22 protein-coding genes are annotated in these 25673 nt (G+C 56.4%); 11 read left to right on the forward strand and 11 right to left on the reverse strand.

The genetic code is table 11. From position 1 onward, the window contains the following. Positions 1-31 precede the first annotated feature (31 nt). Genes MED193_RS00800 through MED193_RS00820 form a run of 5 tightly spaced genes read right to left on the reverse strand, consistent with a single transcriptional unit; the run spans position 32 to position 4189 of the window. A complete protein-coding gene (locus MED193_RS00800; protein ID WP_009807712.1) occupies positions 32-895 on the reverse strand; it encodes a protein-glutamate O-methyltransferase CheR in 864 nt (287 codons plus the stop codon). After that, positions 895-1374 carry a chemotaxis protein CheW gene (locus MED193_RS00805; RefSeq protein ID WP_009807713.1) on the reverse strand — a complete coding sequence of 160 codons (480 nt, stop codon included), beginning with the start codon at positions 1372-1374 and terminating at the stop codon, positions 895-897. Before MED193_RS00805 ends, MED193_RS00800 begins: the two co-directional genes overlap by 1 nt. Further along, the gene (locus MED193_RS00810) at positions 1364-3529 is read right to left on the reverse strand and encodes a chemotaxis protein CheA (RefSeq protein WP_009807714.1); all 2166 of its coding nucleotides are present in this window, start codon (positions 3527-3529) and stop codon (positions 1364-1366) included. Before MED193_RS00810 ends, MED193_RS00805 begins: the two co-directional genes overlap by 11 nt. A 1-nt stretch (position 3530) precedes the next feature. Further along, entirely contained in the window at positions 3531-3905 is a 375-nt protein-coding gene (locus MED193_RS00815; RefSeq protein WP_009807715.1) for a response regulator, read from the reverse strand. Further along, positions 3902-4189, reverse strand: a complete 288-nt coding sequence (locus MED193_RS00820) for an STAS domain-containing protein (protein ID WP_009807716.1) — start codon at positions 4187-4189, stop codon at positions 3902-3904. Before MED193_RS00820 ends, MED193_RS00815 begins: the two co-directional genes overlap by 4 nt. Positions 4190-4637: 448 nt before the next feature. On the opposite strand from MED193_RS00820, the gene MED193_RS00825 reads away from it, so the two are divergent. The 6 genes from MED193_RS00825 to modC all read left to right on the forward strand — a co-directional run bounded on the left by MED193_RS00825 (position 4638) and on the right by modC (position 11449). Then, positions 4638-7010, forward strand: a complete 2373-nt coding sequence (locus tag MED193_RS00825; RefSeq protein ID WP_009807717.1) for a methyl-accepting chemotaxis protein — start codon at positions 4638-4640, stop codon at positions 7008-7010. 150 nt (positions 7011-7160) lie between these two features. After that, a complete protein-coding gene (locus tag MED193_RS00830) occupies positions 7161-8099 on the forward strand; it encodes a CheB methylesterase domain-containing protein (RefSeq protein ID WP_009807718.1) in 939 nt (312 codons plus the stop codon). A 23-nt stretch (positions 8100-8122) separates the two neighbouring features. Beyond that, positions 8123-8686 carry a chemotaxis protein CheD gene (locus MED193_RS00835; RefSeq protein WP_009807719.1) on the forward strand — a complete coding sequence of 188 codons (564 nt, stop codon included), beginning with the start codon at positions 8123-8125 and terminating at the stop codon, positions 8684-8686. Positions 8687-8918: 232 nt separating this feature from the next. Beyond that, complete coding sequence (gene modA, locus MED193_RS00840; RefSeq protein WP_009807720.1) at positions 8919-9653, forward strand: molybdate ABC transporter substrate-binding protein; 735 nt, start codon at positions 8919-8921, stop codon at positions 9651-9653. 6 nt (positions 9654-9659) lie between these two features. Beyond that, positions 9660-10352, forward strand: coding sequence for a molybdate ABC transporter permease subunit (gene modB / locus MED193_RS00845; RefSeq protein ID WP_009807721.1), 693 nt, complete (start codon positions 9660-9662; stop codon positions 10350-10352). Beyond that, positions 10352-11449, forward strand: coding sequence for a molybdenum ABC transporter ATP-binding protein (gene modC, locus MED193_RS00850; RefSeq protein ID WP_009807722.1), 1098 nt, complete (start codon positions 10352-10354; stop codon positions 11447-11449). Before modB ends, modC begins: the two co-directional genes overlap by 1 nt. A gap of 70 nt (positions 11450-11519) precedes the next feature. On the opposite strand, the gene MED193_RS00855 is transcribed toward modC, so the two are convergent. From MED193_RS00855 to MED193_RS00870, 4 genes are all read right to left on the reverse strand, one after another. Continuing rightward, the gene (locus MED193_RS00855; protein ID WP_009807723.1) at positions 11520-12539 is read right to left on the reverse strand and encodes a transporter substrate-binding domain-containing protein; all 1020 of its coding nucleotides are present in this window, start codon (positions 12537-12539) and stop codon (positions 11520-11522) included. 11 nt (positions 12540-12550) lie between these two features. Beyond that, complete coding sequence (locus tag MED193_RS00860; RefSeq protein WP_009807724.1) at positions 12551-13633, reverse strand: transporter substrate-binding domain-containing protein; 1083 nt, start codon at positions 13631-13633, stop codon at positions 12551-12553. 169 nt (positions 13634-13802) lie between these two features. After that, the gene (locus MED193_RS22180; protein WP_009807725.1) at positions 13803-14669 is read right to left on the reverse strand and encodes a hypothetical protein; all 867 of its coding nucleotides are present in this window, start codon (positions 14667-14669) and stop codon (positions 13803-13805) included. 422 nt (positions 14670-15091) lie between these two features. After that, a complete protein-coding gene (locus MED193_RS00870) occupies positions 15092-16462 on the reverse strand; it encodes a formimidoylglutamate deiminase (RefSeq protein WP_009807726.1) in 1371 nt (456 codons plus the stop codon). Positions 16463-16545: 83 nt separating this feature from the next. Here MED193_RS00870 and hutI point away from each other — a divergent pair, with 83 nt between their 5' ends. The 4 genes from hutI to hutU are packed head-to-tail and all read left to right on the forward strand — an operon-like array spanning position 16546 to position 21783. After that, positions 16546-17757 carry an imidazolonepropionase gene (hutI, locus tag MED193_RS00875; RefSeq protein ID WP_009807727.1) on the forward strand — a complete coding sequence of 404 codons (1212 nt, stop codon included), beginning with the start codon at positions 16546-16548 and terminating at the stop codon, positions 17755-17757. Further along, positions 17754-19304, forward strand: a complete 1551-nt coding sequence (hutH, locus tag MED193_RS00880; protein ID WP_009807728.1) for a histidine ammonia-lyase — start codon at positions 17754-17756, stop codon at positions 19302-19304. The genes hutI and hutH overlap by 4 nt, the downstream gene beginning before the upstream one ends. Next, a complete protein-coding gene (gene hutG / locus MED193_RS00885; protein WP_009807729.1) occupies positions 19301-20104 on the forward strand; it encodes an N-formylglutamate deformylase in 804 nt (267 codons plus the stop codon). The genes hutH and hutG overlap by 4 nt, the downstream gene beginning before the upstream one ends. Then, on the forward strand, positions 20101-21783 hold the full coding sequence (hutU, locus tag MED193_RS00890; protein WP_009807730.1) for a urocanate hydratase: 1683 nt from the start codon (positions 20101-20103) through the stop codon (positions 21781-21783). Before hutG ends, hutU begins: the two co-directional genes overlap by 4 nt. A 17-nt stretch (positions 21784-21800) precedes the next feature. Here the strand turns inward: hutU and MED193_RS00895 are convergent, their stop codons facing one another. Beyond that, complete coding sequence (locus MED193_RS00895; RefSeq protein ID WP_039965679.1) at positions 21801-22490, reverse strand: UTRA domain-containing protein; 690 nt, start codon at positions 22488-22490, stop codon at positions 21801-21803. 298 nt (positions 22491-22788) lie between these two features. Between MED193_RS00895 and MED193_RS00900 the strand changes: the two genes are divergently transcribed. After that, on the forward strand, positions 22789-25125 hold the full coding sequence (locus MED193_RS00900) for a PAS domain-containing sensor histidine kinase (protein ID WP_009807732.1): 2337 nt from the start codon (positions 22789-22791) through the stop codon (positions 25123-25125). A 56-nt stretch (positions 25126-25181) separates the two neighbouring features. Here the strand turns inward: MED193_RS00900 and MED193_RS00905 are convergent, their stop codons facing one another. Beyond that, positions 25182-25631: an Lrp/AsnC family transcriptional regulator gene (locus tag MED193_RS00905; protein ID WP_009807733.1), complete on the reverse strand. Its 450-nt coding sequence runs from the start codon at positions 25629-25631 to the stop codon at positions 25182-25184. Between the last annotated feature and the right edge of the window lie 42 nt (positions 25632-25673).

A 25673-nucleotide genomic window follows, 5' to 3' on the forward strand; every position in this document is an offset into this window, starting at 1 on the left:
TTTTCCTCGTGTTGCTCTTACTGCTCGTTAGTTAAGCAGCGCCTCCAGGGGGCGTGTTGATATAAGTTGTAATGCCAGACGTCGTCAGTTTTGCCTCAGCGGGCCCAGACATCCGTTCGGAGTGACCGATGAACAGATAGCCGCCGGGATTCAAACTGCGCTGGAAGGCTTGCCAGACCTTCTGCTGGGTTGGTGTGTCAAAGTAGATGGCCACGTTGCGGCAGAAAATTGCATCAAACTTGCCCTTGAACGGGAAAGGTTCGATCAAATTCAATACCCCAAATGTGATCATCGATCTCAGGTTTTCAGGCATGCGCCCACCAGCTTCCATCTTTGGTACCAAGCTACGGTACTCTGCAGGGATCTGGTCGAGTTCTTCCTGCGGGTATTTTGCCGCTTTGGCGAATTGAACCACCTGCGGGTCGATATCCGTGCCCAAGATCTTGAAGTCATAGCGCCCAATGTCGGGGCACATATTGTGAATGATCATAGCCATTGTGAAGGGTTCTGGCCCCTTGGAACAGCCTGCAGACCAGATCCGAACCCGCCCACCGTTGCGTGCTTTTTCAATCAGTGGAGGCAGCACATCCTTACGCAGGGTTTCAAAGTGATGTGGCTCGCGGAAGAAATGAGTGACATTTGTGGTCAGGAGAGACAGCAGCTTGCTACGTTCCTGTTCACTGTTTTTGCCATTCAAACGCGCCAGGTACTCTTTGAAGTTGACGACTTTCTGCTGCCTCAATTGTCGGGCAAGCCGAGCAGAAACCAGAGGTTTCTTGCTGCTCGACATCGCCAGCCCAAAGTGCTTGTAGGCAAAATCAGCGATTGCTTCAAAATCCTGATCCGTCAGGGTAAACCCGTCGTTATTGGGTTCAATAGAGCCAGCAGCCATCATTACAGTACTTGCTCCGGAACCGAGATCACAGCGTCGAGATTGATGATCCGCACCATAGTTTCATCATGCGAGATGATACCTTGGATATATTCCTTGGTGTTGCGGCTATCGACCGGCGGTGTTTCCTGGATCTCTTCGGGATTGATCGAAATGATCTCGGACACAGATTCCGCCAGAAGGCCAACTGGTTTTCCAGCAGAGGAGACCACGATCACAACGTTGCGCTCGCTGGCTTCGGTTGTTTCCAGGCCAAACCGGGCCGACAGATCGTAGATCGGGATCACCGCGCCCCGCAGGTTCATCACGCCCAAAACGTCCGAAGGCGCATGGGGCAGGATGGTGACTGGGGACCAGCGCCGGATTTCCCGGATCTGGGTGATTTTCAGACAGAAGGCCTGCCCGGCGACGGTGAAGCTGACAAACTCGCTAAACTGAGCGTGCTTAACTTCTTGGTCATTACTTTTTACTTCAGCTTGCATTGCTCATTCTCCGCTCGGTATCAAAGGCTCCCACCGCAGGCGAGGTCGCCAGGATGCTTTCAGGGTCAAGGATCATCGCGATCTTGCCGTCCCCCAGAATGGTTGCGGCTGCGACGCCGGCAATCTCTCCGCAGACACCGTCCAGACTTTTGATCACAACCTGCCGCTGGTCATGGATGTCATCCACTGCCAAGGCGCTGCGCTGGCCCGTTTCGGTTTCCACCAACAGATAGACGCCGGGTGGTTGGTCATCTTTCTTTTCGAGACCCAGGGCGCCGGCGACATCACAGATCGGAACAAAGCTGCCGCGGATCGACAGCAAGGTGCCATCTGCGCCTAGGTTGTTGATCATGTCGTCGTTGCCACGCATTGTTTCGACAATCGAGGTGATCGGAACCACCATTGTCTGATCTGCGACTGAAACCACCATGCCATCCATAACCGCAAGGGTCAGAGGTAGAATGATCGTGAAGGTCGATCCTTTGCCAGGCGACGATGAAATGTTGATCCGGCCACCCAGGCCAGTCACAGCATTTTTCACCACATCCATGCCAACGCCGCGACCGGAGAGGTTGGACACCTCTTTGGCGGTGGAGAAGCCGGGAGCAAACAGAAGATTGTCGATTTCGCTATCCGTAAGCTCGGCATTCTCAGGGATCAGACCCTTTTCGATGGCAATCTGTTTCACGCGAGGACGGTTGACCCCTGCGCCATCATCTTTGACTTCGATACAGACCGAGCCAGAGCGATGCGAGGCAGTGAGGCGGATCTCGCCGACCCTGTCCTTGTTTGTCCCTTCACGATCTTCGGGCTTTTCGATGCCGTGGTCGACCGCATTCCGCAAGATATGCGTCAAAGGATCTGCAAGGCGTTCAATCACCGTCTTATCGACTTCGGTGTTTTCACCTTCGGTCACCAGCTTACAGGTCTTGCCGGTAGCACTGGAGGCTTCGCGAACGATCCGAGCCATCCGCTGGAACAGCGGTTTGACGGGCTGCGCACGAATGGACATTACGCCTTCCTGGATATCACGGGCCAGGTTCTTAAAGCCCTCCAGTTCGGTTTCGACGTCCCGTACATCGGCCACATCCAAATTGGCAATTTGCTGTGCCAACATCGAGTGGTTGATGATCAGCTCCCCAACAGCGTTGATAAGCCGGTCCACCCGCTCGAGATCAACGCGCAGTGTTGGATTTGGCCCACGCTGCTCAGATTTTGCGTTCTCGGCTTTGGGGGCCGCAGGCTTGCCGCCGGACGCTTCCGGTTTTGCCTCCGGTGTTGGTGCGGGGGCCGGCTGTTCAAAAGGGGCTGCGGGGGTCTCTTCAACCATGGCTGCGGGCTCCGATACAGGCGTTGGGTCTGCTGGGGCACCACCAAAAGCGGCTTCTAGTGCTGCTAGGGCTGCAGCATCCGCTTCCGCGTCACCGGCACCTTCGATGGACAGTTCGCAGAGGCCTTCGACAAATTCGAAAACCGCTTCAACTGTGGATCGTGCTTCGGTGGTGACAAGGGTCAGGTTCCAGCTCAGATAGCTCTCCTCTGGGTCTATACTGTCAAACCCGGGCAGCTCCATGACATCAAGTTCGATGCTCAGCTCACCCATCTCTTGGAGAGCTTGGAACAGGAAGATAGGCTCATTGCCGGTGCTATACATATCCTTGAGGGGACGGAAATGGATCTGATAAGTCTCTTCGGTCGGGGCCGCAGGAATATCGATCGCGCTTACATCCATCGGACCACCAAGCCCCATAGGCTCAAAGGTCAGATCTTCTTCCTCTTCAGGAATATATTTGTCCAGAGCTTCGATCAGCATGTCGTGATGCGCCTGGTCGGTTTCGCCGCCATCGCGGGCAACGGCAACCAGGTTGTACAGGTGATCGCAGGAGCGCAGCAGCAGCTGGATCAGCGGCTCATCAAGCTCCATCCGGTTGGCCCGGACCTCATCAAAAACAGTCTCAAATCTGTGGGCAAAAGCCACCAACTCGTCCAAGCCAAATGCGCCCGCGCCACCCTTGATCGAGTGAACCGCGCGGAAAACGGCATTGACTACCTCTGGGTTATGATCGCCTCCTTCGATGGCGCTCAAACCCTCATCCGTTGCTTCAAGGAGTTCTTCGCACTCCTCAAAGAAGGTATCTTGAATAGACCCCGACATTTTATGCCGCAGCTCCGGTCACGCGCTTGAGTGCAAAGATCAGCGAAGCATCGTCAAAGGGCTTGGTGATCCAGCCGGTGGCACCGGCGTTACGGGCACGCGCCTTCATTTCTGGTGCACTTTCTGTGGTCAGTACCAGGATTGGAACTTTGGAATTGATGTCAGTGCCGCGCAGTTCTTCGATCACGCCAAAACCGTCGAGGTTGGGCATGTTGATATCGGTGATCACAACATCCGGTGCGACATCATCATACATGTCGACGCCTTCGCGGCCGTCAACCGCGCTTACATACTCAAATCCGGCCTCTTCCAGGGTGGCCGCGAGCAGATTCCGGATGGTGCGGGAATCATCGATTGCCAGTACTTTGGTTTTCATGCTGTTACCTCGTCTTCAAATCGGTTGGGCTCAAGACCCAAGAGCGTCAGGGACTTGCGGCAGGAATCGTTGATATGGGTTACCGCGAACCCCAGTTCTTCGGAGCGCCATTGTTGTTCGGCGCTAAGCAACAGTTGCAGACAGCGCGAAGGCATGGCTGCAACATTACTGCAGTCAATCTCCACTGCAGCGGAGCGTGCCCCGCTCAGAAATGCTGTGAGCGGACTCAACTCTGCAAATGCATTTGGCAATTCCAAAAGGTGTTTCTGCGTTTCTGTGGTCATCTTCCGCGATTCTCACCCCCATTGTCGGTGACATGTTTGTATTCGATAGCTTCATAGTTAGGCCTTTGGGCTTAACAATTGATTGCTGCAAACAGTGAGAACAGAGGTTTTGTGCGATTGAAAACCAGGGAGATCTACGCATTTTCCTAAAGTTTTCTGCTTCCTGCGGCGTCGCTGAATCAAAAGGAATGATTTGGCTTCTGTACAGAATTAAAGGGGACAGCGTAAGAGTACCGTATATATAGGCGCCATTTGCTGACTGTTCCAACTGGGCGACTATTTGAAGGAAAAGGCCGCTTTCTGGACACAGAAAACAGCAAGAAATCACTTTAGATTTCTAAAATTGAAATTACTGACGGGATCCGTAAGCCGCAAATTAACATCTCTTCTGCAATCTAGCCGCTAGTCATTACGCGGTTTGCCGCGACACATGCCGCAGGAGAATAACATGCAGGGTTTGAAGTCTCTGAAAATTGCCCACAAACTACCGCTGTTCGTCGTCGGGTTTGGGGTGCTGCTGACCGCGATTATCGTCACGATCAGTACGATCAACTTTCAGAAAAGCGCCTTTCAACAGGCTGAAAATCAGTTCGAGTCGCTGATTGCCGGGCGCAAAACGGCTTTTCAGGCGCTGTTGCGTGGGGTCAACGCCGACCTGCTGACGTTGGCAAGCACGCCTTCCACAGCAACGGCCATTCAGCGGCTTTCAGCAGCCTGGAGCAACCTTGGGGCTGAGGCCTCGGATATCGCACGCCAGACCTACATCGCAGAGAATCCCTTTCCGGCTGGTGAGCGCCACATGCTCGACCGGGGCAAACAGACGATTCCCTACAATATCCATCACTCCAAGTTTCATCCTTCCTTCCGGACGCTGCTGACTGCGAAAGGCTACTATGATGCCTTCCTGATCAGCATGCCTGGCGATGTGATCTATTCAGTCTTTAAAGAAGACGACTATGGCACCAACCTGATGAATGGTGCCTATAAGGATAGCGATCTCGCTGTGCTCTTCCGCGAAGCGCTGGAGGCCGAGGCCGGCAGGGCCGTCTTTTCTGATGTTGCTCCTTTTGCGCCAAGTGGCAATGCACCCGCTGCTTTTGCTGCAACTAAGATCGTGGCACCTTCGGGCCAAACGGTAGGTGTTGTGGTCCTGCAAATCTCAATGAACATGATCAACAGCATTATGAACGATGACCAGGGTATTGGCGATTCGGTCGATATCTTTTTGGCGGGGCCCGACCTCACCGCGCGCTCGTCTTCCCGCTTTGAAGATGGCCATGCGGTTTTGGATCAGCTGCCTGCCAGCGACTACCTGACACAAGCCCTCGAAGGCAACGGTCACTTTACCACAGAAGCAACTGGCCTGCGCGGCCAACCTGTCGCGGCCTATGCCGAAAGCATTCCACTGGAAAGAGGCACCTGGGTTATTGCCATTGAACAAGATCGCCAAGAGTTGCTGGCGCCAGTGGTAAGAGATCGCAATATCTTGGCGATTGCCTCGCTGTTGGGTGCGGCCGTCATGTCGGTCTTTGGCTGGCTGTTTGCTGGCCGGATTACCCGCCCCTTGGCTCGGATCTGTCGCAATATGGATGCTGTATCTTCTGGCAACCTGGATACTGACGTGCCGGATGCAAACCGTGGGGACGAAATTGGCGAGATTGGCAAAACTCTGGTCTCGATGCAGGAAGATCTGCAGCAGGCCCGCATCGCCGAAGAACATCGCGCAGAGCTGCAACAGGAACAGCAGATTGTTGTAGAGAACCTGAGCGCGGGTCTGGTCAGGCTTTCTGAGGGCGATTTCTCTCTCCCTATTGAACAGGTCTTCTCTGGTGAGCACGAAAAACTGCGTCTGAACTACAATCAGACAATCGAGACCCTTAGCGGGACTGTTTCTCAAGTCATTGATTCCTCTAGTTCCATTCGCAACGGTGCGACAGAGATCAGCCGTGCCTCTGATGATCTGTCCAATCGGACAGAAAGTCAGGCCGCGACCTTGGAAGAAACAGCGGCCGCTTTGGATGAATTGACCGCAAGTGTGAAATCCGCGGCCGATGGCGCCCGTAGTGTTGAAGCCACCATGGACGAAGCAAAGAAAGAGGCAGAGAACACCGGTGAAGTTGTGCAAAGTGCGGTTTCAGCCATGACTGAAATCGAACAGAGTTCGAATCACATCGGTCAGATCATCTCGGTTATCGATGATATTGCGTTCCAGACCAATTTGCTTGCGCTTAATGCGGGCGTAGAAGCGGCCCGAGCCGGTGAGGCTGGCAAGGGCTTTGCGGTTGTGGCCTCTGAAGTCCGGGCTCTGGCGCAGCGGTCCTCTGATGCGGCGATGGAGATCAAGACCCTTATCAGTGACAGCTCGAAACAGGTCGAACGCGGTGTTGATCTGGTCGGCAAAGCTGGGGATGCGCTCAACAATATCGTTGAACGCGTCAGCCACATCTCCAAGCTGGTGTCCGGTATTGCGGAGGGGGCCGTGGAACAATCCACGGGGCTCAATGAGATCAATACTGGCGTGACCCAGTTGGACCAGGTGACGCAGCAAAATGCTGCGATGGTGGAACAAGCGACAGCGGCTGGACATTTGCTGAGCGCAGATTCGACGCAGCTGGCGCAGCTGGTTTCCCGCTTTAGCATCAAGGATGGCGCAAAGGTCGTCCAGATGAAGACAGAGGATTCACTGCCTGCGGCGCAGGATCAAATTCCCTCAGCTCATGGAAATGACGACTGGGATTTGGACGAGGCGACGCCGGCACCATCCCCCGTGGCCGCCCAGACCGGTGGAAATGCCGCAGAGGACCTGTGGCAAGATTTTTGAATAACCATTCTCGGGGCGCCAAAGCTGCCCCGAGGCGACCGTAAACTTCGGTTTTTTTACCGATCAACCTGACTGGGTGACACATTGCCGTCTCAGAACTTATTGATCATTACAACTGACCGGGCTTTTGCCCGTTCCATTCAACAGCACATGGAATCCACCTATCCTGGGATGAAAGTGCTTTTGGCCAACAACCTGATGATGGCCTACAATCAGGCAGAGGCCGCAGGACCGGTTTTTGCCTTCGTTGAAGATGGATTCACCAAGCTGCCAGAATTTGAAATGATGTTGGCGCTGTTCTCGGCGCTAGATACCCGGTGGGTCGCGGTGATGGATAGTCTCGGGGCCACGCCGGCGCGGAAATCCTCGCCTTTGCTCAATGTCGGAGCCGGGATTTTTGAACTGACAAAAACGGATTCTCCGGTACAGTTCTCGCAGTACTTTGACATGATGGTCAAAGCTCCCAGACGTGATCAAACCAGGGCCGGAAAACGAAACGGCGCAGCTGGCTCTGCGACAGACTTTAAAAAGATCATTCTGATTGGTTCCTCCACAGGTGGGGTAGAAGCTTTGCGCAGCGTTCTCGTCGGTTTTCCGGCGCAGTGCCCACCAACCTTGATTGTGCAGCACACGGGCAAGAATTTTGGCCAGGGTCTGGTCTCGCTGTTGGATCGGATCTGCGCCGCCAAAGTTCTCCCAGCAGACGACAATATGACGCTGGAGCCAGGACACGTCTATGTAGCGGCGGGTCAACGACGCCATATGGGCATGACCCAACGCAAGCCAATGCGGGTCCGCCTCAAAGAAGGCCCACCTATTTCAGGTCATATGCCTTCTGTTGACGCATTGTTCACCTCTGCCGTGCCATATGGAAAAGAGGTGGTTGCAACCATCTTGACCGGCATGGGTCAGGACGGAGCCAAAGGGCTCTTGGCCCTGCGCAAAGCAGGGGCAACCACATTCGCGCAGGATGAGAAATCCTCGGTCGTCTATGGTATGCCACGTGTCGCCTGGGAAACCGGAGCTGCTGAGAAACAAGTTTCCCTTGCCCGCATGGCTGGGGCCCTTTTACAGGCTGCAAAAGCCTGAGTTTAGTTGATAAGGAGTGTGCTGTGACAACAGTTTTTGCCAATACTACCTCGGTCACGGTTCTGCAGGGGGAATACCGGGTCACTACAGATCCCAAAGTGATGTTTTCTACCGTTCTCGGCTCCTGTATTGCCGCCTGTATTTATGACGCCGAAAATGGTGTCGGCGGTATGAACCATTTCCTGCTGGCCAATGCCAATGGTAACGGTGTGAGCGCCCGCTACGGCATCCACGCTATGGAGCTGTTGATCAACGGCATCATGAAAAAGGGAGCGCAGCGGAGCAACCTCAAGGCCAAGGTCTTTGGCGGCGCAAAAATGTCGGTGAATCTCTCCGATATCGGCGCGTCTAACTCTGCCTTCGTGCAGCAGTTCCTACAGGACGAAGGCATTCCAGTCATTTCTTCCAGTGTTGGTGGCACCTCTGCGCGGCGTGTCCGGTTTCATGCGGTCTCGGGCAGTGCGCAGCAAACGCGGGTGGCAAATGACCGGCGCCTTGGTGAACAGGAATTGGCGGCAGCGCGGCCGGCTCCAAAGCCCGCCCCAACGCCAGCTGCAGCCGATCCAGGTGGGCTGACGCTCTTCTGATCGTGCACACAGAATTCGCCAAAGCCCGCCCCAGGAAACATGGGGTGGGCTTTTTATGTCTCGTCCCCGTGTCTCGGTTCCCTCTGGGCAGGCACTAGGCATCGATGATCTGCATATTTGACTTGCCCAAGGACAATGGCAGAGCTACCCAAAAGGGACGCATTTGTAGCTGGCCCAGGGAGGCTTTGACATCAAATCTCGCATCCGATGTTTCCTTGCAGCTTTGGTCTGCGTGAGCGGCTTTGGCTCTGCCGCGCCTGCCTTGGCCGCGGATGTGACGGTCTTTGCGGCTGCCAGTCTGAAGACGGCATTGGATGAAATCAGTGCGAAATTTGAGGCTGATACTGGTCATAGCACTGCCCTATCGTTGGCGGGGTCTTCGCTATTGGCGCGCCAGATCGCATTGGGAGCGCCCGCAGATATCTACCTTCCCGCTAGCCCGGAATGGATGGATTACCTGCAGACCCAAGACCGCATTGTCCCAGGCAGTCGCCTGAACCTTCTTGGCAACAAATTGGTACTGGTGGCGCCAAAACAGAGCGCTCGCGCCATTACCGGATTTGAGGATCCAGTACTTTTCGAACAGCTGGGACAGGGGAAACTGGCCATGGCCATGGTCGAGGCTGTTCCAGCAGGAATATATGGAAAATCCGCGTTGGAAACCCTGGGGCTTTGGCAGGATCTGGCGCCACATATCGCTCAGACAGATAATGTGCGCGCAGCACTTGCCCTTGTCGCGGCCGGAGCCGCCCCGCTTGGCGTGGTCTATGCCAGCGATGCCATAGCTGATCCACGCGTGACAGTTCTGGCAGTATTCCCTGCCTACGCTCACGACCCGATCCGCTACCCGCTCGCCAGGGTTCGAGGGGCGGGTGGCCCCGCCGCCGCGGCCTTTCATGCCTATCTGCAAAGCCCAAAGGCGCGTGAGGCCTTTGTTGCTGCTGGCTTTGACGTGATTGCGGAGTAGTGGCGCATGACCTGGCTTGGCCCCGAAGAATGGCAGGCGGTTGCGCTGTCTCTCAAAGTGTCGATCTGGGCCAGCCTTGTAACTCTGCCTTTTGGTATCTTTACGGCCTACGCGCTGGCGCGCTGGCAGTTTCCTGGCAAACAAGTGGTCAATGGCCTGGTGCATCTGCCGCTGATCCTGCCGCCGGTTGTGACCGGCTATCTGTTGCTGCTGACCTTTGGGCCGCAGGCGGGGCTGGGTGGATTTCTGCAGCAGTTTGGCATCTCCTTTGCCTTTCGCTGGACTGGTGCGGCTTTGGCAGCCGCGATCATGGGCTTTCCCTTGATGGTCAGGGCTATTCGTTTGTCGATCGAAGCTGTGGACCCTAAGCTGGAGCAAGCCGCTGCCACCCTTGGGGCCAACCCCTTTTGGGCCTTTGCCACAGTGACCCTGCCGCTCATTCTGCCGGGTATCTTGGCCGGGGTCATTCTGGCCTTTGCTAAGGCGATGGGGGAATTTGGCGCCACTATCACCTTTGTTTCGAATATCCCGGGGCAGACCCAAACCCTGCCTTCAGCGATCTATGCCTTTTTGCAGGTTCCGGGTGGCGAAAGTGCCGCGCTACGTCTGGTCGGGATCTCGGTTGCTGTCGCCATGGGGGCGCTGATCCTCTCCGAAGTGCTGGCGCGCCGCGCAGCCCGCCGCTTGGGAGGTCTGTGATGCTTGAGGTGTCTTTGCGCCAGCCCCTGGATGGTTTTACGCTTGATCTTAGCTTTGAGGCCCCTGCCGGGGTGACAGTTCTGTTTGGCGGTTCTGGGGCGGGCAAAACAACTGTGATCAACGCGGTGGCCGGGCTGAAGCGCCCTGAAAGTGGTCGGGTGGCGTTGAACGGTCGGGTGTTGTTTGATCTAGGCAAAGGCCTTTGGGTGCCGCCGCACCGCCGTCGCCTGGGCTATATCTTCCAAGAGGCGCGGCTTTTCCCTCATCTCACCGTGCGCCAAAATCTGTTGTTTGGCCGCTGGTTTGCGCCGCGTGGGGCCGTGCGGGAGGATCTGGATCGGATCGTGGCTATGCTTGGCATCGGTGCTTTGATGCAGCGTCATCCCGTGGCGCTGTCGGGGGGGGAAAAGCAGCGGGTGGCCATTGGACGGGCTTTGCTTTCCAGCCCAGATCTGATCCTTGCGGATGAGCCTCTGGCCGCATTGGACGAGGCCCGCAAAGAAGAAATCCTGCCTTATTTTGAACGCCTGCGGGATGAGCTGAAGGTGCCGATGCTCTACGTCAGCCACTCCGCTGCTGAGGTGGCGCGCCTAGCCACATCCGTCGTGGTGCTGAAAGACGGACAGGTGCAACGCCAGGGTAACGCGGCAGAGGTCCTGGGTGACGATCGGGTGATGCCAACTGGGGTGCGCGCCGCAGGGGCGCTCCTCGAGGCTCGGTTATTGCGCCATCATCCTGATGGGCTCAGCGAGCTTGATGCAGGGGGAGTCTCGCTATTTTTGCCTCAGGTGCAACAGGTCCCCGGCAGCCTGTTGCGGGTGCGGATACTGGCGCAGGATGTGATCCTGTCCCGACACCGCCCAGAGGGTTTGTCCGCTCTGAATATATTACCCGCCGAGGTCGAGCAGATCCGTAGTGGCAGCGGTCCTGGCGCCATGGTCTCGCTCAAGACCGATGCTGGGCGGGTGCTGGCGCGTATCACCCGGCGCTCTGCTCAGGCGCTGGAGCTGTCTTCTGGAACGCAGTGCTACGCCGTTGTCAAATCCGTAGCCATTGCCCGCAGCGATGTTGGCGGTGCTGTGCCAGTTGACGACTAGATCAGAAAAAAAGGCCACGCCCAAAGCGCGGCCTCTTGTAGGTATCTTCGCAGGTCAACCCCTAAGGCGGCTACTGCAACTGTGCCCAGAACAGCTCAAGATGGCGGGCAACGACTTCCTCAAACCGTCCCTCTTTCTTCAGAGCCTTCAGGCCAGCATTGATCCGGTAGAGATGTGAGGTGCCACGCCAGTGGCGTTTGGAAATCACCACATGCAGCCCCTCTTCGGAGAGGGGGCGTTCGACCGGTAGGATACTGTTGCGCAGACCTTCCTCTATCAGGGTATTGGCGCCAAGGAACAGATTGACTGTGGCGGCGTCTACACGGCCTTCATTCACCAGATGAAAGCAGGCCGCAGGGGTGTCCGCCTGAACGAGAGTGATCTTTTCCTCCGTAAGCCAACGACGGCCGGGGCGATCCAGATCATGGGTGAAATACCCCTTGGGGCGGCACAGTGTCTTGCCCTCCAGATCGCTGTCCTGCTCATAGGAAAACCCTGCATCCGCACGGGCAAAGAGCATGATTGGAATGGTGATCAGTGGTTCCGAGAAATGAAAGTTCACGCAGCGTTTATCCTGCGGCGTGGTCTCACAATCCGGTTTGAACCACGGGAACCCCATATCAAACTCTTTGTCGTCGAGTTTTGGGAACAGATGTTTGGACCAGTCATTTTCCCAAGTGATCGAATAGGAAACAGGAGAGGGAGTGAGCTCCATTGCGGCGTTCACCAGCTCGGTAATCAGGCCCTGACCTGGCAAATCCTGATCCGTGAAAGGGGCAAACCCGCCTCCGGTTAGCAGTTTCATCTCGGCATCATCGCGGCGCAGCGGCGTGGCATCTGGGGCGGATACACCTTTGGCGCAGGGGATGTGCAGAACCTTGCCTGGCTCGGCAACAGGGCCGGTCAGACGGCTTTGGTTGCCGTAGTAGATCAGGGTCCAGCGACCGCGATCCCCATAATGGTGTTCTGCAATCGAGAAGAGCGTATCACCGGGTTGAACACGGTAATCCACGTCACAAATGGCCCAGGCAGTCGCTGGGCTGAGAAAGCCCAGCACAAGAGCCAGTGAGAGCGATAGCTTTTTCAGCATGATAGCCTCTCCTAGAACTCAGCCCAGATGCGGGAGAGGTGATCCTCGATGATGCGCTGGTAGGTGCCGTTGTCGCGCACATCCTTCAATCCCTGGCTGACCAGAGCCATCATCTCTTCGGCCCGCGGATGGGTTTTATGGACCACAGCGTGGATGCCCAGAACCGACAGCGGCTGTGGTAGAACATTGAACTGATCTCCCAGCCCGTGCTCTTTCATGACACTGCGGCCGGTGAATTCATTGATCGCAACCGCGTCGGCCTCACCCTTTGCCACCATGTCAAAGCAGTCTTTGACCGTATGAGGGGATTTCAGGGTGATCTTGTTGTCTGCAATCCAGCGGCGGCCAGAGCCATCCAGGTCGAAGGTCAAATAGCCATTGGGTCGGCACAGTGTCTTGCCCAGAATGTCGGCGTCATCCTCAAAGGTGAAGGGGCGGCTTTTGTCGACGAAGAGCAGCATCAAGGTCTCAAACATCGAGTCCGAGAACAGGAAGTTCACACAGCGATAGCTGTCTGGCATGCTGTCGCAATCGGGTCGATACCAGGGAAAGCCCACGTCGAGCAGGGCGTTGGACAGTAGGGGGTCAAAATGGGATCCCCAGTCATTCACCCAGTGGATGGCATAGCCTTCTTTTGGGGCCGCCGAGGTCATAACTGCATCCATCACATCCGTGATTAGCCCGCCATTATGCGAAGCCTTGGAGGTAAAGGGCGCGTAGTCATCACCTGTCAGAAGATTGATTTTTTGTCGAACCGATGCATTGCCTGGTGTCACTTTTACGGGCGCTGCGGCAATCGGGGTTGTGCTGGCGGCCTTGGTGCCGCCCTCCAAGCCGGTCGGCAATCCGTTGATACAGGGCATCCGCAGTTTCATGCCGACGCGAATAGCATTTGGTTTGGGGCCAATGGCGTCGATGTTTTGCGAATGGATGGTGCTCCAAGTGCCAACATCCTTGTACAACCGATCCGCGATCACGGACAGGCTGTCTCCGGATCTGACCTTGTAGTACCCACCACAGGTTTCAGCAGCGAGGGTCTGTGCGGAAAATAGGCCGGCAACTGCAAGAGTTGCCGCCAGGAGCTTGTTCTTCATGTGGTTCCCCCCAGGGATGCAAAGAATTCGGTCGCCACGATCTAAGCCGCGTTTTGAATTGAGACCGGTTGAAAATTGAGAAGGTATTTCATCGGGTCCGATGCAGTCAGGAGCCCAAAGTTGACAGAGCCCTCAGGATGGCAGGATCCCAAGGACGACATGTTTCGTTTTATTGTCCGCCAAACAGTGTCAACAGCGCGTCGGTGTTGACCTCACCTGAGCTTGTCAACAACAGGGCGGGCACGGCCACTTTTTGCGTGCGATGCGCGTCGTTGACCATTTGATCGATGTACTGGCGCGATTGTCCCTGCTCCAGTGCTGTCAACACCATGGCATAAAGTCCACTGACCTCTCCCATATTCACGGAGGTAGGTGCGGCTGTTTCAGGCAGCGCGGCTGCGGGTGACTTTGACGTCCCATTGCGCAGGGCGGCCAGTGTGCCTGCGGTGATTTGGGCCACTATGTCAGCGTTATTTGCGTCAGAGGCTGTGGCCAACTGCGCAACAGGGATCGTCGACAAAGTTCCAGCATCAGCCGCAGCAATGACTGGGCTATAGCCCGAAGCCCCTGCCAAGCCTCCGCCTTGTATCTCACTGTCAGATCCTGAAAATTGCAAGAAGGTCAGGGCGATAGCAGCAATGCCCAAAACAGAGGCCGCGGCGATGAGTTTTATCATTTTCATAGAAAGTCCCGGCGGAGGCAAAATTACAGAATCGATCGGCGTCGTGTCATGGGCACGCTCAGTAAACCCCTCGTTCCAAGGCGCAGAAGCCGAAGGCGTAGCGGGTTCCACAGTTGAAACAAACGCGTTCTCCGCGCCATTTGTTTCGGTATTTTCTGGCTCCCCAAGATCAACAGCGTCGATCGCCAGATCCGGGCTGGTCGCATCGCTCACTTGCGGGGAAACCACCTGCAAACCCGATTCTGAAACAACGCGGATATGGCCTTTGGTGACAACAGTGTTGAGCCTGAAGGGCTTGGCCGCAGGGGCGGGTGAAGGGCTGTCATCTGTGGGGAAATCTAAGGACTGTAGCACTGAATCTGTTACCCTTTAACGCGGCATACTGGCTGGTCCTGGGGCGGCGATGCCAGGACTTTCACCAAAGTTAACAATTTATTAACCAATTGCCGAATCAGCGTCAACATGGCGTTACGCTTGGAATTTCGGCACCTCTTCTTGCATCGCAAAATGAGATTAAAAACTATGTGTAGCTTTGGTTTTAAACGATAAAATGCCTGACTTTGGACAATGCGGCTGCGGGTTCTCATGCGCAAAAGCCACATGTCAACACTATACTGGGAAATTTCAATATCTTCCCTGGGCTGCTTTTGCGTTGCATTGATGCAATTTAGGGTAGAAATTTGTACACCTAGGCCAAGCACTCCTTCAGGCCTTACCCATTGCTTCCGCACAGGGGGCATCTTGAGCGCACGGGCCCACGAGTCTTGGGGAGGAGCCTAGCCGATCTCTGATAGCAGATCGGACATTGCCTTACGGTAACGGGCAACGACTGGATCACGGGCAATATGGCGCCCCGCCTGAACAGTATGACGACCTGCTGACCACAGATCGGTGATAACACTGTCTTTGGCGGCGAAGACAAGCCCATCCAGAAGTTGATCATTTGTCAGAGCGCAGAGCGATGGATGGCTGGTCTCGATTGCCAGTAGATCCGCCCATTGGCCTTCCGCAATTTCTCCCGTTCCACGCCCTAGGGCCTGAGCGCTGCCTTTCGCGGCACCAGTATAGAGGGCGTGGCCGACCGAGCCCTCACCGCGGACCAGCACATTGCGCGCCAGGTCTCGCAGGCGCTGTGAATACTCAAGTGTACGCAGCTCTTCAGTGAGGGAGATCAATACATTGGAGTCCGACCCCACCCCAAAGGCTCCGTTCGCTTCCAGATAGGTGGCGCCATTAAAAGGGCCGTCGCCAAGATTGGCCTCCGTTATCGGGCAAAGACCGGCAACTGCGCCGGATCGAGCCATGGCGATTGTCTCGTCCTGGGTCATATGAGTGGCGTGGATCAGGCACCAGTTTTGACTCACCGGGGCATTGGCCATGAGCCATTCAACCGGGCGCGCGCCGAGACCGGCCAGGACCTCTTGAACCTCCTTTGGCTGTTCAGCGATATGAATATGGACAAGGCAGTCCTCAGCCTGGGTTTGCAAAACCCGAGCAAGATCGTCTGGTGCGGTGGCCCGCAGGGAATGCGGGGCAATGCCAACCTGACAATCGGCGGGCAGGTTGGAGACCGCGCTGCGCGCCAACTCCACGAGCCTGCAAAACTGGTCTACATCATTGCCAAACCGCAGCTGCCCCGGTTCTAGCGGTCGTTTGCCGACCCCTGCGTAGCTATAGAGCACTGGGAGATGAGTGAGGCCGATACCCGTTTCAACCGCGGCCGCCATGATCCGGTCCGAATGTTCTGCCAGGTTATCATAGGTTTGGCCGTCTTTTTGGTGGTGCAGGTAGTGGAATTCTCCGACCGAAGCATAGCCAGCCTCCTGCATTTCCATGAAGACCAAAGCGGCGATGGCTTCGATTTGGTCTGGGGAAAGGTGAGCGGTAAAGCGATACATGAGCTCGCGCCAGGTCCAAAAACTATCGCGCCCGGCCAGGCGGTATTCGGTCATCCCGGCCATGGCCCGCTGAAAGCTATGGCTGTGCAAATTCCCCAGCGCGGGCAAAAGGCTGTTGACGTGGCAATCGCTTGGCTCTGGCTGGGTGTTGACGCAGATCTCTGAAATCTTGCCGCCATGCAGTGTCAGGCGCACTTGCTCAGCCCAGCCCGTGGTCAATAGTGCACGTTTTGCAAAGATCGTGGTCATTTCTCACCTCGTTTTATGTCTAGACATATGGCATATTGATTTGTACGAGAAAAGAGGAAAACAGATTTTTGTGGAGGTCACCCATGACGACAGAGGGTCACGTTTTTACCGAGCTACGTGCGGCTACTCTTGTCGCCGGAGCAGGGCCTTACGGGCTCGTTGATGCCGCTGCCATTGCCGTGGTTGAGGGGGAAATCGCCTGGGTTGGCCCCGAAAGCGAGCTACCAGCCGCCTTTGAGGGCTGCCCCAAAACCTCTTTGGGCAACCGTTTGGTCACCCCAGGTTTGATCGACTGCCACACCCATGTGGTGCATGGTGGCAATCGCGCTGCGGAATTTGAGATGCGCCTCAACGGAGCCAGTTATGAAGAGCTTGCACGGGCAGGCGGTGGTATTGTCTCCACAGTCACCGCCACCCGTGCTGCCACCGTGGAGGCGTTGGTCGCTCAAGCACTGCCCCGCATTGACGCCATGCTGGCTGAAGGGGTCACCACGGTAGAAGTGAAATCCGGATATGGCTTGGACCAAGAGACCGAGTTGAACATGCTGCGGGCGGCCCGCGCCTTGCCAGAGCATCGCGCAATCCGGGTTGTGACCAGTTTTCTTGGGGCGCATGCGGTACCTGCGGAGTACAGCGGCAATGCTGATGGCTATATCGCAGAGGTCTGTATCCCAACGCTGCGCGCAGCCCATCGCGAAGGTCTGGTTGATGCGGTTGATGGCTTTTGCGAAGGAATAGCGTTTTCCCCAACACAGATCGCACAGGTCTTTGACGAGGCACGCCGTTTGGGCCTGCCAGTGAAACTTCACGCAGAACAGCTGTCCAATCTGGGCGGGGCCAAACTGGCGGCCAGTTACGGTGCGCTTTCTGCCGACCATATCGAATACCTCGATGGTGACGGGGTTGCCGCCATGGCGGAGGCTGGAACCGTGGCTGTGATTCTGCCTGGTGCCTTTTATACCCTGCGCGAAACACAGATGCCGCCGCTGGATCTATTGCGCGCTGCGGGCGTGCCCATGGCGCTGGCCACCGATTGCAATCCTGGTTCTGCACCGATGACGTCGCTTTTGCTGGCGATGAATATGGGCTGCACCCTGTTTCGCATGACGCCCGAAGAAGCCCTGTGCGGTGTCACCAGCCACGGGGCCCAGGCTCTTGGGCTTTCGGACCGCGGCTGCCTTGCCGTGGGGCAGCTTGCGGATCTTGCGGTTTGGGACGTCGCCCATCCGGCAGAGCTGGCCTATCGCATTGGCTTTAACCCTCTTTACGCGCGCATTATTGGAGGTTCCCTGTGACGAACCAAACCTTGACCCTGACCCTCACGCCTGGTGCGGTTTCTCTTTCCGAGCTTGAACGGGTTTTCCGCGAAGAATGCCCTGTGCGTCTCGATGCGAGTTGCCGTCCGGACATTGAGCGCGCGCATAGCCATATCGCCGCCGCGGCTGCTGGAGAGGCCGCAGTTTATGGGGTCAATACAGGCTTTGGCAAATTGGCCAGCGTCAAAATCGCGGCTGAGGATACCGCCACTTTGCAACGCAACCTGATCCTAAGCCACTGTTGTGGTGTCGGCCCGGCGATACCGCGGGCCCATGCTCGTTTGATGATGGTGCTGAAATTGCTCAGCCTTGGCCGTGGTGCCTCTGGAGTGCGGTTGGAGGTCATCGATCTGCTTGAGGCTATGTTGGAAAAAGGCGTTACCCCGGTCATTCCGGCGCAGGGTTCGGTTGGGGCCTCTGGCGATCTGGCGCCGCTCTCGCATATGGCAGCGGTGATGATGGGGGCGGCTGAGGCGGAATATGACGGCCGGATCCTGTCGGGAGAGGCGGCGCTCGCGGCGGCTGGTCTGGCTCCGATCGAGTTTGGCCCCAAAGAGGGGCTAGCGTTGATCAATGGCACGCAGTTTTCCACCGCCTTTGGCCTCGTCGGCCTGTTTGGGGCCTGGCAAGCGGCGCAAAGCGCGCTTGTGACCTCGGCTTTGACCACGGATGCGATTATGGGATCCACGGCGCCACTGCAGCCCGAAATTCATAGCCTGCGCGGTCATCGCGGTCAGGTAGAGGCCGCAGCCACCATGCGGTTGCTGCTTGCGGGATCGGTCATTCGCGAAAGCCATCGTGACGATGATGCCCGCGTGCAGGATCCCTATTGTATCCGCTGCCAACCACAGGTGGTCGGTGCCGCAATGGATGTGCTGCGCCAAGCCGCGCAGACGCTGGAGATCGAGGCCAACGCCGCCACTGATAACCCGCTGGTGCTGGTTGGGGCTGATTTGATTGTCTCGGGCGGGAATTTTCACGCAGAACCCGTCGGGTTTGCTGCCGATATGATCGCGCTGGCGATTGCAGAGATCGGGGCCATCGCTCAACGCCGCATTGCGCTGATTGTCGATCCGGTTCTGAGCCACGATCTGCCGCCTTTCTTGACGCCGAACCCCGGTCTGAACTCTGGCTACATGATTGCTGAGGTTACAACCGCCGCGCTGATGAGTGAGAACAAGCACTTGGCCAACCCCTGCGTCACCGATAGCACGCCGACCTCTGCCAATCAGGAAGATCACGTTTCCATGGCTGCTCACGGTGCCAGGCGTCTGGGGCAGATGCTGGTGAACCTTGAGCGCATCCTTGGGGTTGAGCTGCTCTGCGCGAGCCAGGGCGTGGAATTCCGCGCTCCTTTACCCACCAGCGACGCATTGCAGCACGTGATCGCAAAGCTGCGCAATGCGGTGCCGCCCTTAGAAGAAGATCGCTACACCGCACCGGATATTGAGGCCGCTTCGGCGCTGATCGTGAGCGGAGAAATTGCAAGGTGTAGTCAGATCGCCATGCCGGAGCTGGGAGCATGATCTCCGCTGTTGATGTCACCAGAGGCGACAGCCCCTTGGTTCTGGGTCTGCCCCATACAGGGACATATGTCCCTGCAGAGGTTGCAGCAAAGCTGAACGCGCGGGGCAGGGGGTTGGATGACACCGATTGGCACATAGATAGGCTCTACGAGGGGCTTTTGCCCGATGTGACCTCTGTCCGTGCGGTCTTTCATCGCTATGTGATTGATGCCAACCGGGATCCATCGGGGGTCTCGCTTTACCCTGGCCAAAACACCACAACTTTGGTTCCGCTGACGGATTTTGATGGTCACCCTATCTGGGATCAGGAGCCAGATGCAGCAGAGATTGACTCCCGCTGCCGGGAATTTCACGCGCCTTATCATAGGGCACTTGAGGCAGAGCTGGCACGGGTGAAAGCCATACACGGCTTTGCCATTCTTTATGATTGCCACTCGATCCGCAGCACTATTCCCTTTCTGTTTGAAGGAGTCCTGCCGGACTTCAACACCGGGACCAATATGGGCCGCACCTGTGATCCTGCACTCGAAGAGATTGTGGTCTCAGCCTGCACAAGGGCCAAGAATTATCGTTCTGTGGTCAACGGGCGTTTTAAAGGGGGGTGGACCACCCGCCACTATGGCCGCCCTGATGAAGGCCTGCATGCCATTCAAATGGAACTGGCGCAAAGCACCTATCTAACCCGCGAGGCCGCCCCTTGGATCTATGACCAGACCAAGGCCAATCGCCTGCGTGAACATTTACATACCATTCTCACTCGCCTGGCTGACTGGGCGCCCCAGACCGGAGGAAACACATGACCGATCCCCGAAAAAACACCCGCGATGTCTTTCCGACTACCGGATCTGAAATCACTGCCAAAAGCTGGCTGACCGAAGCACCAATGCGCATGTTGATGAACAACCTGCACCCTGATGTGGCCGAGAATCCGCATGAACTGGTGGTCTATGGCGGCATTGGTCGCGCCGCGCGCACCTGGGAAGATTTTGATCTTATCGTGGACAGTCTCAAGGATCTGGAGGCCGATGAAACTCTGCTGGTGCAATCAGGTAAACCCGTGGCCATCGTCAAAACCCACGAAGACGCACCTCGTGTCTTGATTGCCAATTCCAATCTGGTGCCACATTGGGCAAATTGGGATCACTTCAACGAACTCGATAAAAAGGGTTTGATGATGTACGGCCAAATGACGGCCGGCTCCTGGATCTACATCGGAACGCAGGGCATTGTGCAGGGCACCTATGAGACCTTTGCTGAGGCTGGCCGTCAGCACTATGGCGGTGATCTCAGTGGGAAATGGATCCTCACGGGTGGTCTGGGAGGGATGGGCGGCGCCCAGCCTTTGGCCGCAGTTATGGCTGGCGCCTGCTGTTTGGCGGTGGAGTGCAATCCCGATAGCATTGATTTTCGGCTGCGCACAAAATACTTGGATGAAAAGGCTGAGACTCTGGATGAAGCCTTGGCGATGATTGCAAAATGGACCGCTGCGGGGGAAGCCAAGTCGGTCGGCCTGTTGGGCAACGCCGCCGATGTTTTCCCTGAGCTGCTGGTCCGTGCCGAGTCTGGCGGTATGCGCCCTGACATCGTCACCGACCAGACATCCGCACATGATCCGGTCAATGGCTATCTGCCACTGGGCTGGACAATGGGGGAATGGAAAGCACGGCGCGAAAGCGATCCCAAAGCAGTGGAAACAGCGGCGCGGGCCTCAATGCGGGTGCAGGTAGATGCCATGTGCAAGTTCCACGCCATGGGCGTGCCCACCGTGGACTACGGCAACAACATCCGTCAGATGGCGCTGGAGGAAGGGCTGGAAAACGCCTTTGATTTCCCGGGTTTCGTGCCTGCCTATATCCGCCCGCTGTTCTGTCGTGGCATTGGCCCCTTCCGCTGGGTCGCCCTATCTGGTGATCCCGAAGACATTCGTAAGACCGATGCCAAGATGAAGGAACTGTTCCCGGAGAATACCCATCTGCACAACTGGCTCGATATGGCGCAGGAGCGGATTGCCTTCCAGGGGCTTCCGGCGCGAATTTGCTGGATCGGTCTGGGCGATCGTCACAAGGCGGGGCTGGCCTTCAACGAAATGGTGAAAAACGGCGAGTTGAGCGCACCGGTGGTGATTGGTCGAGATCATCTGGATTCGGGCTCGGTTGCCTCGCCCAATCGTGAGACTGAGGCTATGATGGATGGCTCTGATGCGGTGTCGGACTGGCCGCTGCTGAACGCACTCACCAATACCGCCTCAGGTGCGACTTGGGTGTCGCTACACCACGGTGGCGGCGTCGGCATGGGCTTTTCCCAGCACTCCGGTGTGGTGATCTGTGCCGATGGCACCGATGCCGCCGCCAAGCGGCTGGAGCGCGTGTTGTGGAACGACCCGGCTTCGGGCGTGATGCGTCACGCGGATGCGGGTTACGAAGAGGCCAAGGAATGCGCCCGTGTGCACAACCTGCGCCTGCCTGGCATCTTGAAATAAACTAAGGGCGGCGCGGTTTAATACCGCGTCGTCATCCGATGGCCAGGTCGGAAAGTCTGGCGCACAAATGTGATCGCCTCTTCTTTGAGCCAGGTGGAGCGCTCCACCGTGAACAGGGCTTCATCCTGTGCACAGCCCAGATACTCTGCCAGTTCCGGGGTCGCGGCTGTGGCCGAAAAGGCAATTTCAGCATCCGAAAAGGGCACCGTAGAGACCAGCCATTCATTTGGCCCCAGCGTGCTGAAATCGGCCTCTTCTGCCTGAGGCAGGATGGAGAGGGAAATCCAGCGGTCCTCAAACTGATAGGGCAGGCCATCTGCGTAATGCATGCAGGTCAGGTGCAGCACCTGGGTGCCCTGATCCAGGCTCAAACGGGCACAGAGCCAATGGGGCGCCGCCTGCACTGCACGGCTGATCAAGGTATAACGATAGGCTGCGTTTTGCTCTTCAATTTCCGCCCGGACAATAGGAATAGAAAACCGTGCCTGGCGAAGGGGCGCCTGTCGGACGCGGGTGCCGGCCTTACGACGGCGCTCAACCACCCCTTCATCAGCCAGTTCGCGCATGGCGCGATTGACGGTGGCGCGGGCGCAGCCATAGCTTTCGGCCAGATCCATTTCATTAGGAAGCAACCCACCTGGAGCCCATTCCCCCGAGGTGATTTTCCCCATGATGTCGGCTTTGACGTGCCGGAATGTAGCCTTCATGATCTCTGCACCTTTGTCGTTAAGTGCAATCATAAGGGCCTTTTGTCTAAGTGTATAGGTCAAGGCCTCGGTTGCAGAGCGCTGAGGGTTTCCAGCAATGTTGCGGCAGTCTTAGCCTGTCGGGCAGTGATACTCCATGTACCGCCCAGAAGTTAGGTGTTTCTCTCCGTTTTGCTTTTCCACAGGGCTTTAGCTCGGCGGGCCAGAAATCGTGAACGCAGAAGTGTCAAAACTGCTTGGGTTGCCTATAGGAGAAGTGTACAACTTCGTCAGTTTGTAGTTACGGTACTTTACCAGTATGGATAGTTTCCACACCGCCTCTCGTTTTGAAACTCGGGATAGCCTGGGCCATTTTGAACAATTGGCCACGCCAATTTGGGTTTTTGACGTCGACAATCACAAAATTTGGTGGGCAAACGCGGCAGGTATTTTGTTTTGGGAAGCACCGAGCCTCGATGACCTGCTAAAGCGAGACTTCTCCACTGATAGTGACATGGTCCGCACCCGCCTGCGTCAGATCATAGGCAATGGCCCTGGCCAAAAACGCATCCAGGACACCTGGACGCTTTATCCCAATGATGCGCCAAAGAACGTCATCTTGTCCTTTCTTCCCATCATCATCGAGCAGGACACAAATGCGGTTCTGATCGAGGTTAAGCAATTCGTCGGCAGTATGGTTGATGCGGAATCCCTGCGGATCCTCGAAGCGACTCGCGCTTCGGCGCTGATGGTCAGTACTTTTTCGGCAGATGGTGAGTTGCTCGCGCAGAACCCCGCAGCGCTGTGCTGTTACGGGCCTCCCAGGCCAGGTTTGAGCGGGAATGAAATGGCCAGCCGTCTAAAGGATCCAAACGTTGCGGAACAGTTATTGGAAACGGCAATAAACGGCAAGAGTCTGGATCTGGAACAACTTGTCTGGACCCAGAATGGGTCTCGTGTGCACCGGCTTCTGGCCCGGCGGGGGCGCGACCCCATTACTGGTGCCTTTGCAGTCATTATCAGCGAAGAGGATGTGACTAAACAGAACGCCCTGCGGTTACAGATGCAGAGGCTGAATGCTCAATTGGAACGCAAAGTCGAAGAGCGAACCCGGCGGCTTGATGCCAGCGAGGAACGCTATGCCTTGGCCACCCAAAGTGTTGCGGTCTGGGATTGGGACATAGAGCAAAATCACCTCTATTTCTCGCCTAGTTTTCTTGAGGCGCTTGATTTGGAGCCTGATACCAAAATCGATACTCTTGTTGGTGAAAATGGCGAAGGTCTGCTTCAGAGAATTTTGCATCCCGATGATATTGAGTCCTATCTGGAAGAGCTCACGCGCCACCTGAAGGAACCGGATGAACCCTTTAGCCATGAGCATAGGTTGAAAACCGGACTGGGCCGGTATCGCTGGTTTCATGCGCGTGGCAAAGCAATTTCCGGACCGGATGGAAGGGCTGCCCGCTCTGTTGGGATCTTGACGGATATCACTGAAAGGAAGGAGCTCGAAGCCTCTCTTCTTGCGGCTCACCGCGCGGAGGCTATTGGACAGTTATCCGGGGGTATCGCACATGATTTCAACAATCTGCTTACGGTGATCCTGGGCAATGCAGAATTGTTGGAAATGGCCGACGGTTCAAATCACGAGCTAATCGGGGCCATCAAGAAGGCGGCCTTGAGGGGCGCAGATTTGACACGCCATCTGCTGGCCTATTCCTGCAAGCAAACCCTTAATCCCGGCCCCATGGCTCTGTCCCAGTTGATAACGAGCATTCGCAAACCGCTCCTGGCCAATCTTGGAGCGGGGATAGAGGTCGAGATAAAAATTCCTGGCGGATTATGGCCTGTTTATGCCGATGCAGCCCAGGTCGAAAGCGCAATTCTGCACCTCGCCAGTAACGCGCGGGATGCCATGCCAGAGGGTGGGAAGCTGAAGATATCCTGCCAGAACCATCTGGTTACCGAGGCACAGCCTCTGCCAGGGGGGGAGCATAGTTTAAAGCCCGGGGAATACGTTGAAATCTTGATCCGCGATACTGGTGAGGGGATGACCCCAGACACGCTTAACCGCGCCTGTGAGCCTTTTTTCACCACGCGTAAACCTGGTCAGACCAGTGGGTTAGGCCTCTCTATGGTTTTTGGTTTTGCACAGCAATCAGGCGGCGGTTTTGCTTTGCACAGTGAGCTGGGGCAGGGCACCAGTGCTTCACTTTTTCTGCCCCGATCCCTGCAGAATCCGGAAGCAAGTAAGGCGCCAAACTTGGCCACTCCAATCCCCGGCAATGGGGAGAATATACACCTGCTGGAGGACGACAGGGCGGTGCAAAGCACGCTGCGCAGTATTCTGGAGTCACTAAACTACCGAGTTACACAGTCAAGCGATGCCGCCTCTGCCATGCAGGTGATTTCGCAGGGCCCGAGGCCTGCGCTGATCCTAGCTGATATTGTTCTGCCAGGGGGCGAAAGCGGTTTGGAGTTTGTCGACCGGCTTGGGGGGCGGTTCCCAGAGATCAAGGCAGTCTTGATGTCAGGCTATATGCAAGATGAAGCGACGCTGGAAGCTCTGTCTCTCCGTGGCCATATTTTCTTGCAGAAGCCGATGAACAAGGCACGGTTGTCGCATATTCTACAGACAGCGCTGGAGAATAAGACCTGATACAGTTCAGGCACTTGCCCCGATAGCATCGCTGGCCTTTGATTCTGAGGCGAGCGTCAAAGAATATCCAACGAGACCTTGACCCGATCCATCACCACCGAGGTATTGAACCGGCTGACATTGGACTCGTCGAAGAAATACTCTTGGGTAAACGCCTCGTATTCTTTTAGATCTTTGGTGACGACAATGAGAATGAAATCGGCTGCACCAGTGGCATAGTAGCATTGCTGCACCTCGGGTGCCGCCCTCATGCGCTGTTTGAACGCGTCGAGGTGCATCCGGCTTTCGCGTTCTAGTACCACCTCTACAATCGCTGTCATTTCGCGGCCCAGCTTGGCTGGGGAGAGTACGGCAATTTCGCTGTGAATGACGCCAGAGTCGCGCAGGCGTTTCACCCGTTTTTGCACCGCAGGTGGGGACAGGCCTACTTCGAGGCTCAGCGCATCTGCGGTCAAACGGGCATTGCCCTGCATCAGCTTTAGTATTTCCAGATCTTTGTCGTCCATGTGCCGATAAAGCGCAGAAGCAGGTCAAAGGACAACCGGTTT

The sequence above is a fragment of the Roseobacter sp. MED193 genome (assembly GCF_000152965.1).
Taxonomy (GTDB): domain Bacteria; phylum Pseudomonadota; class Alphaproteobacteria; order Rhodobacterales; family Rhodobacteraceae; genus Pseudophaeobacter.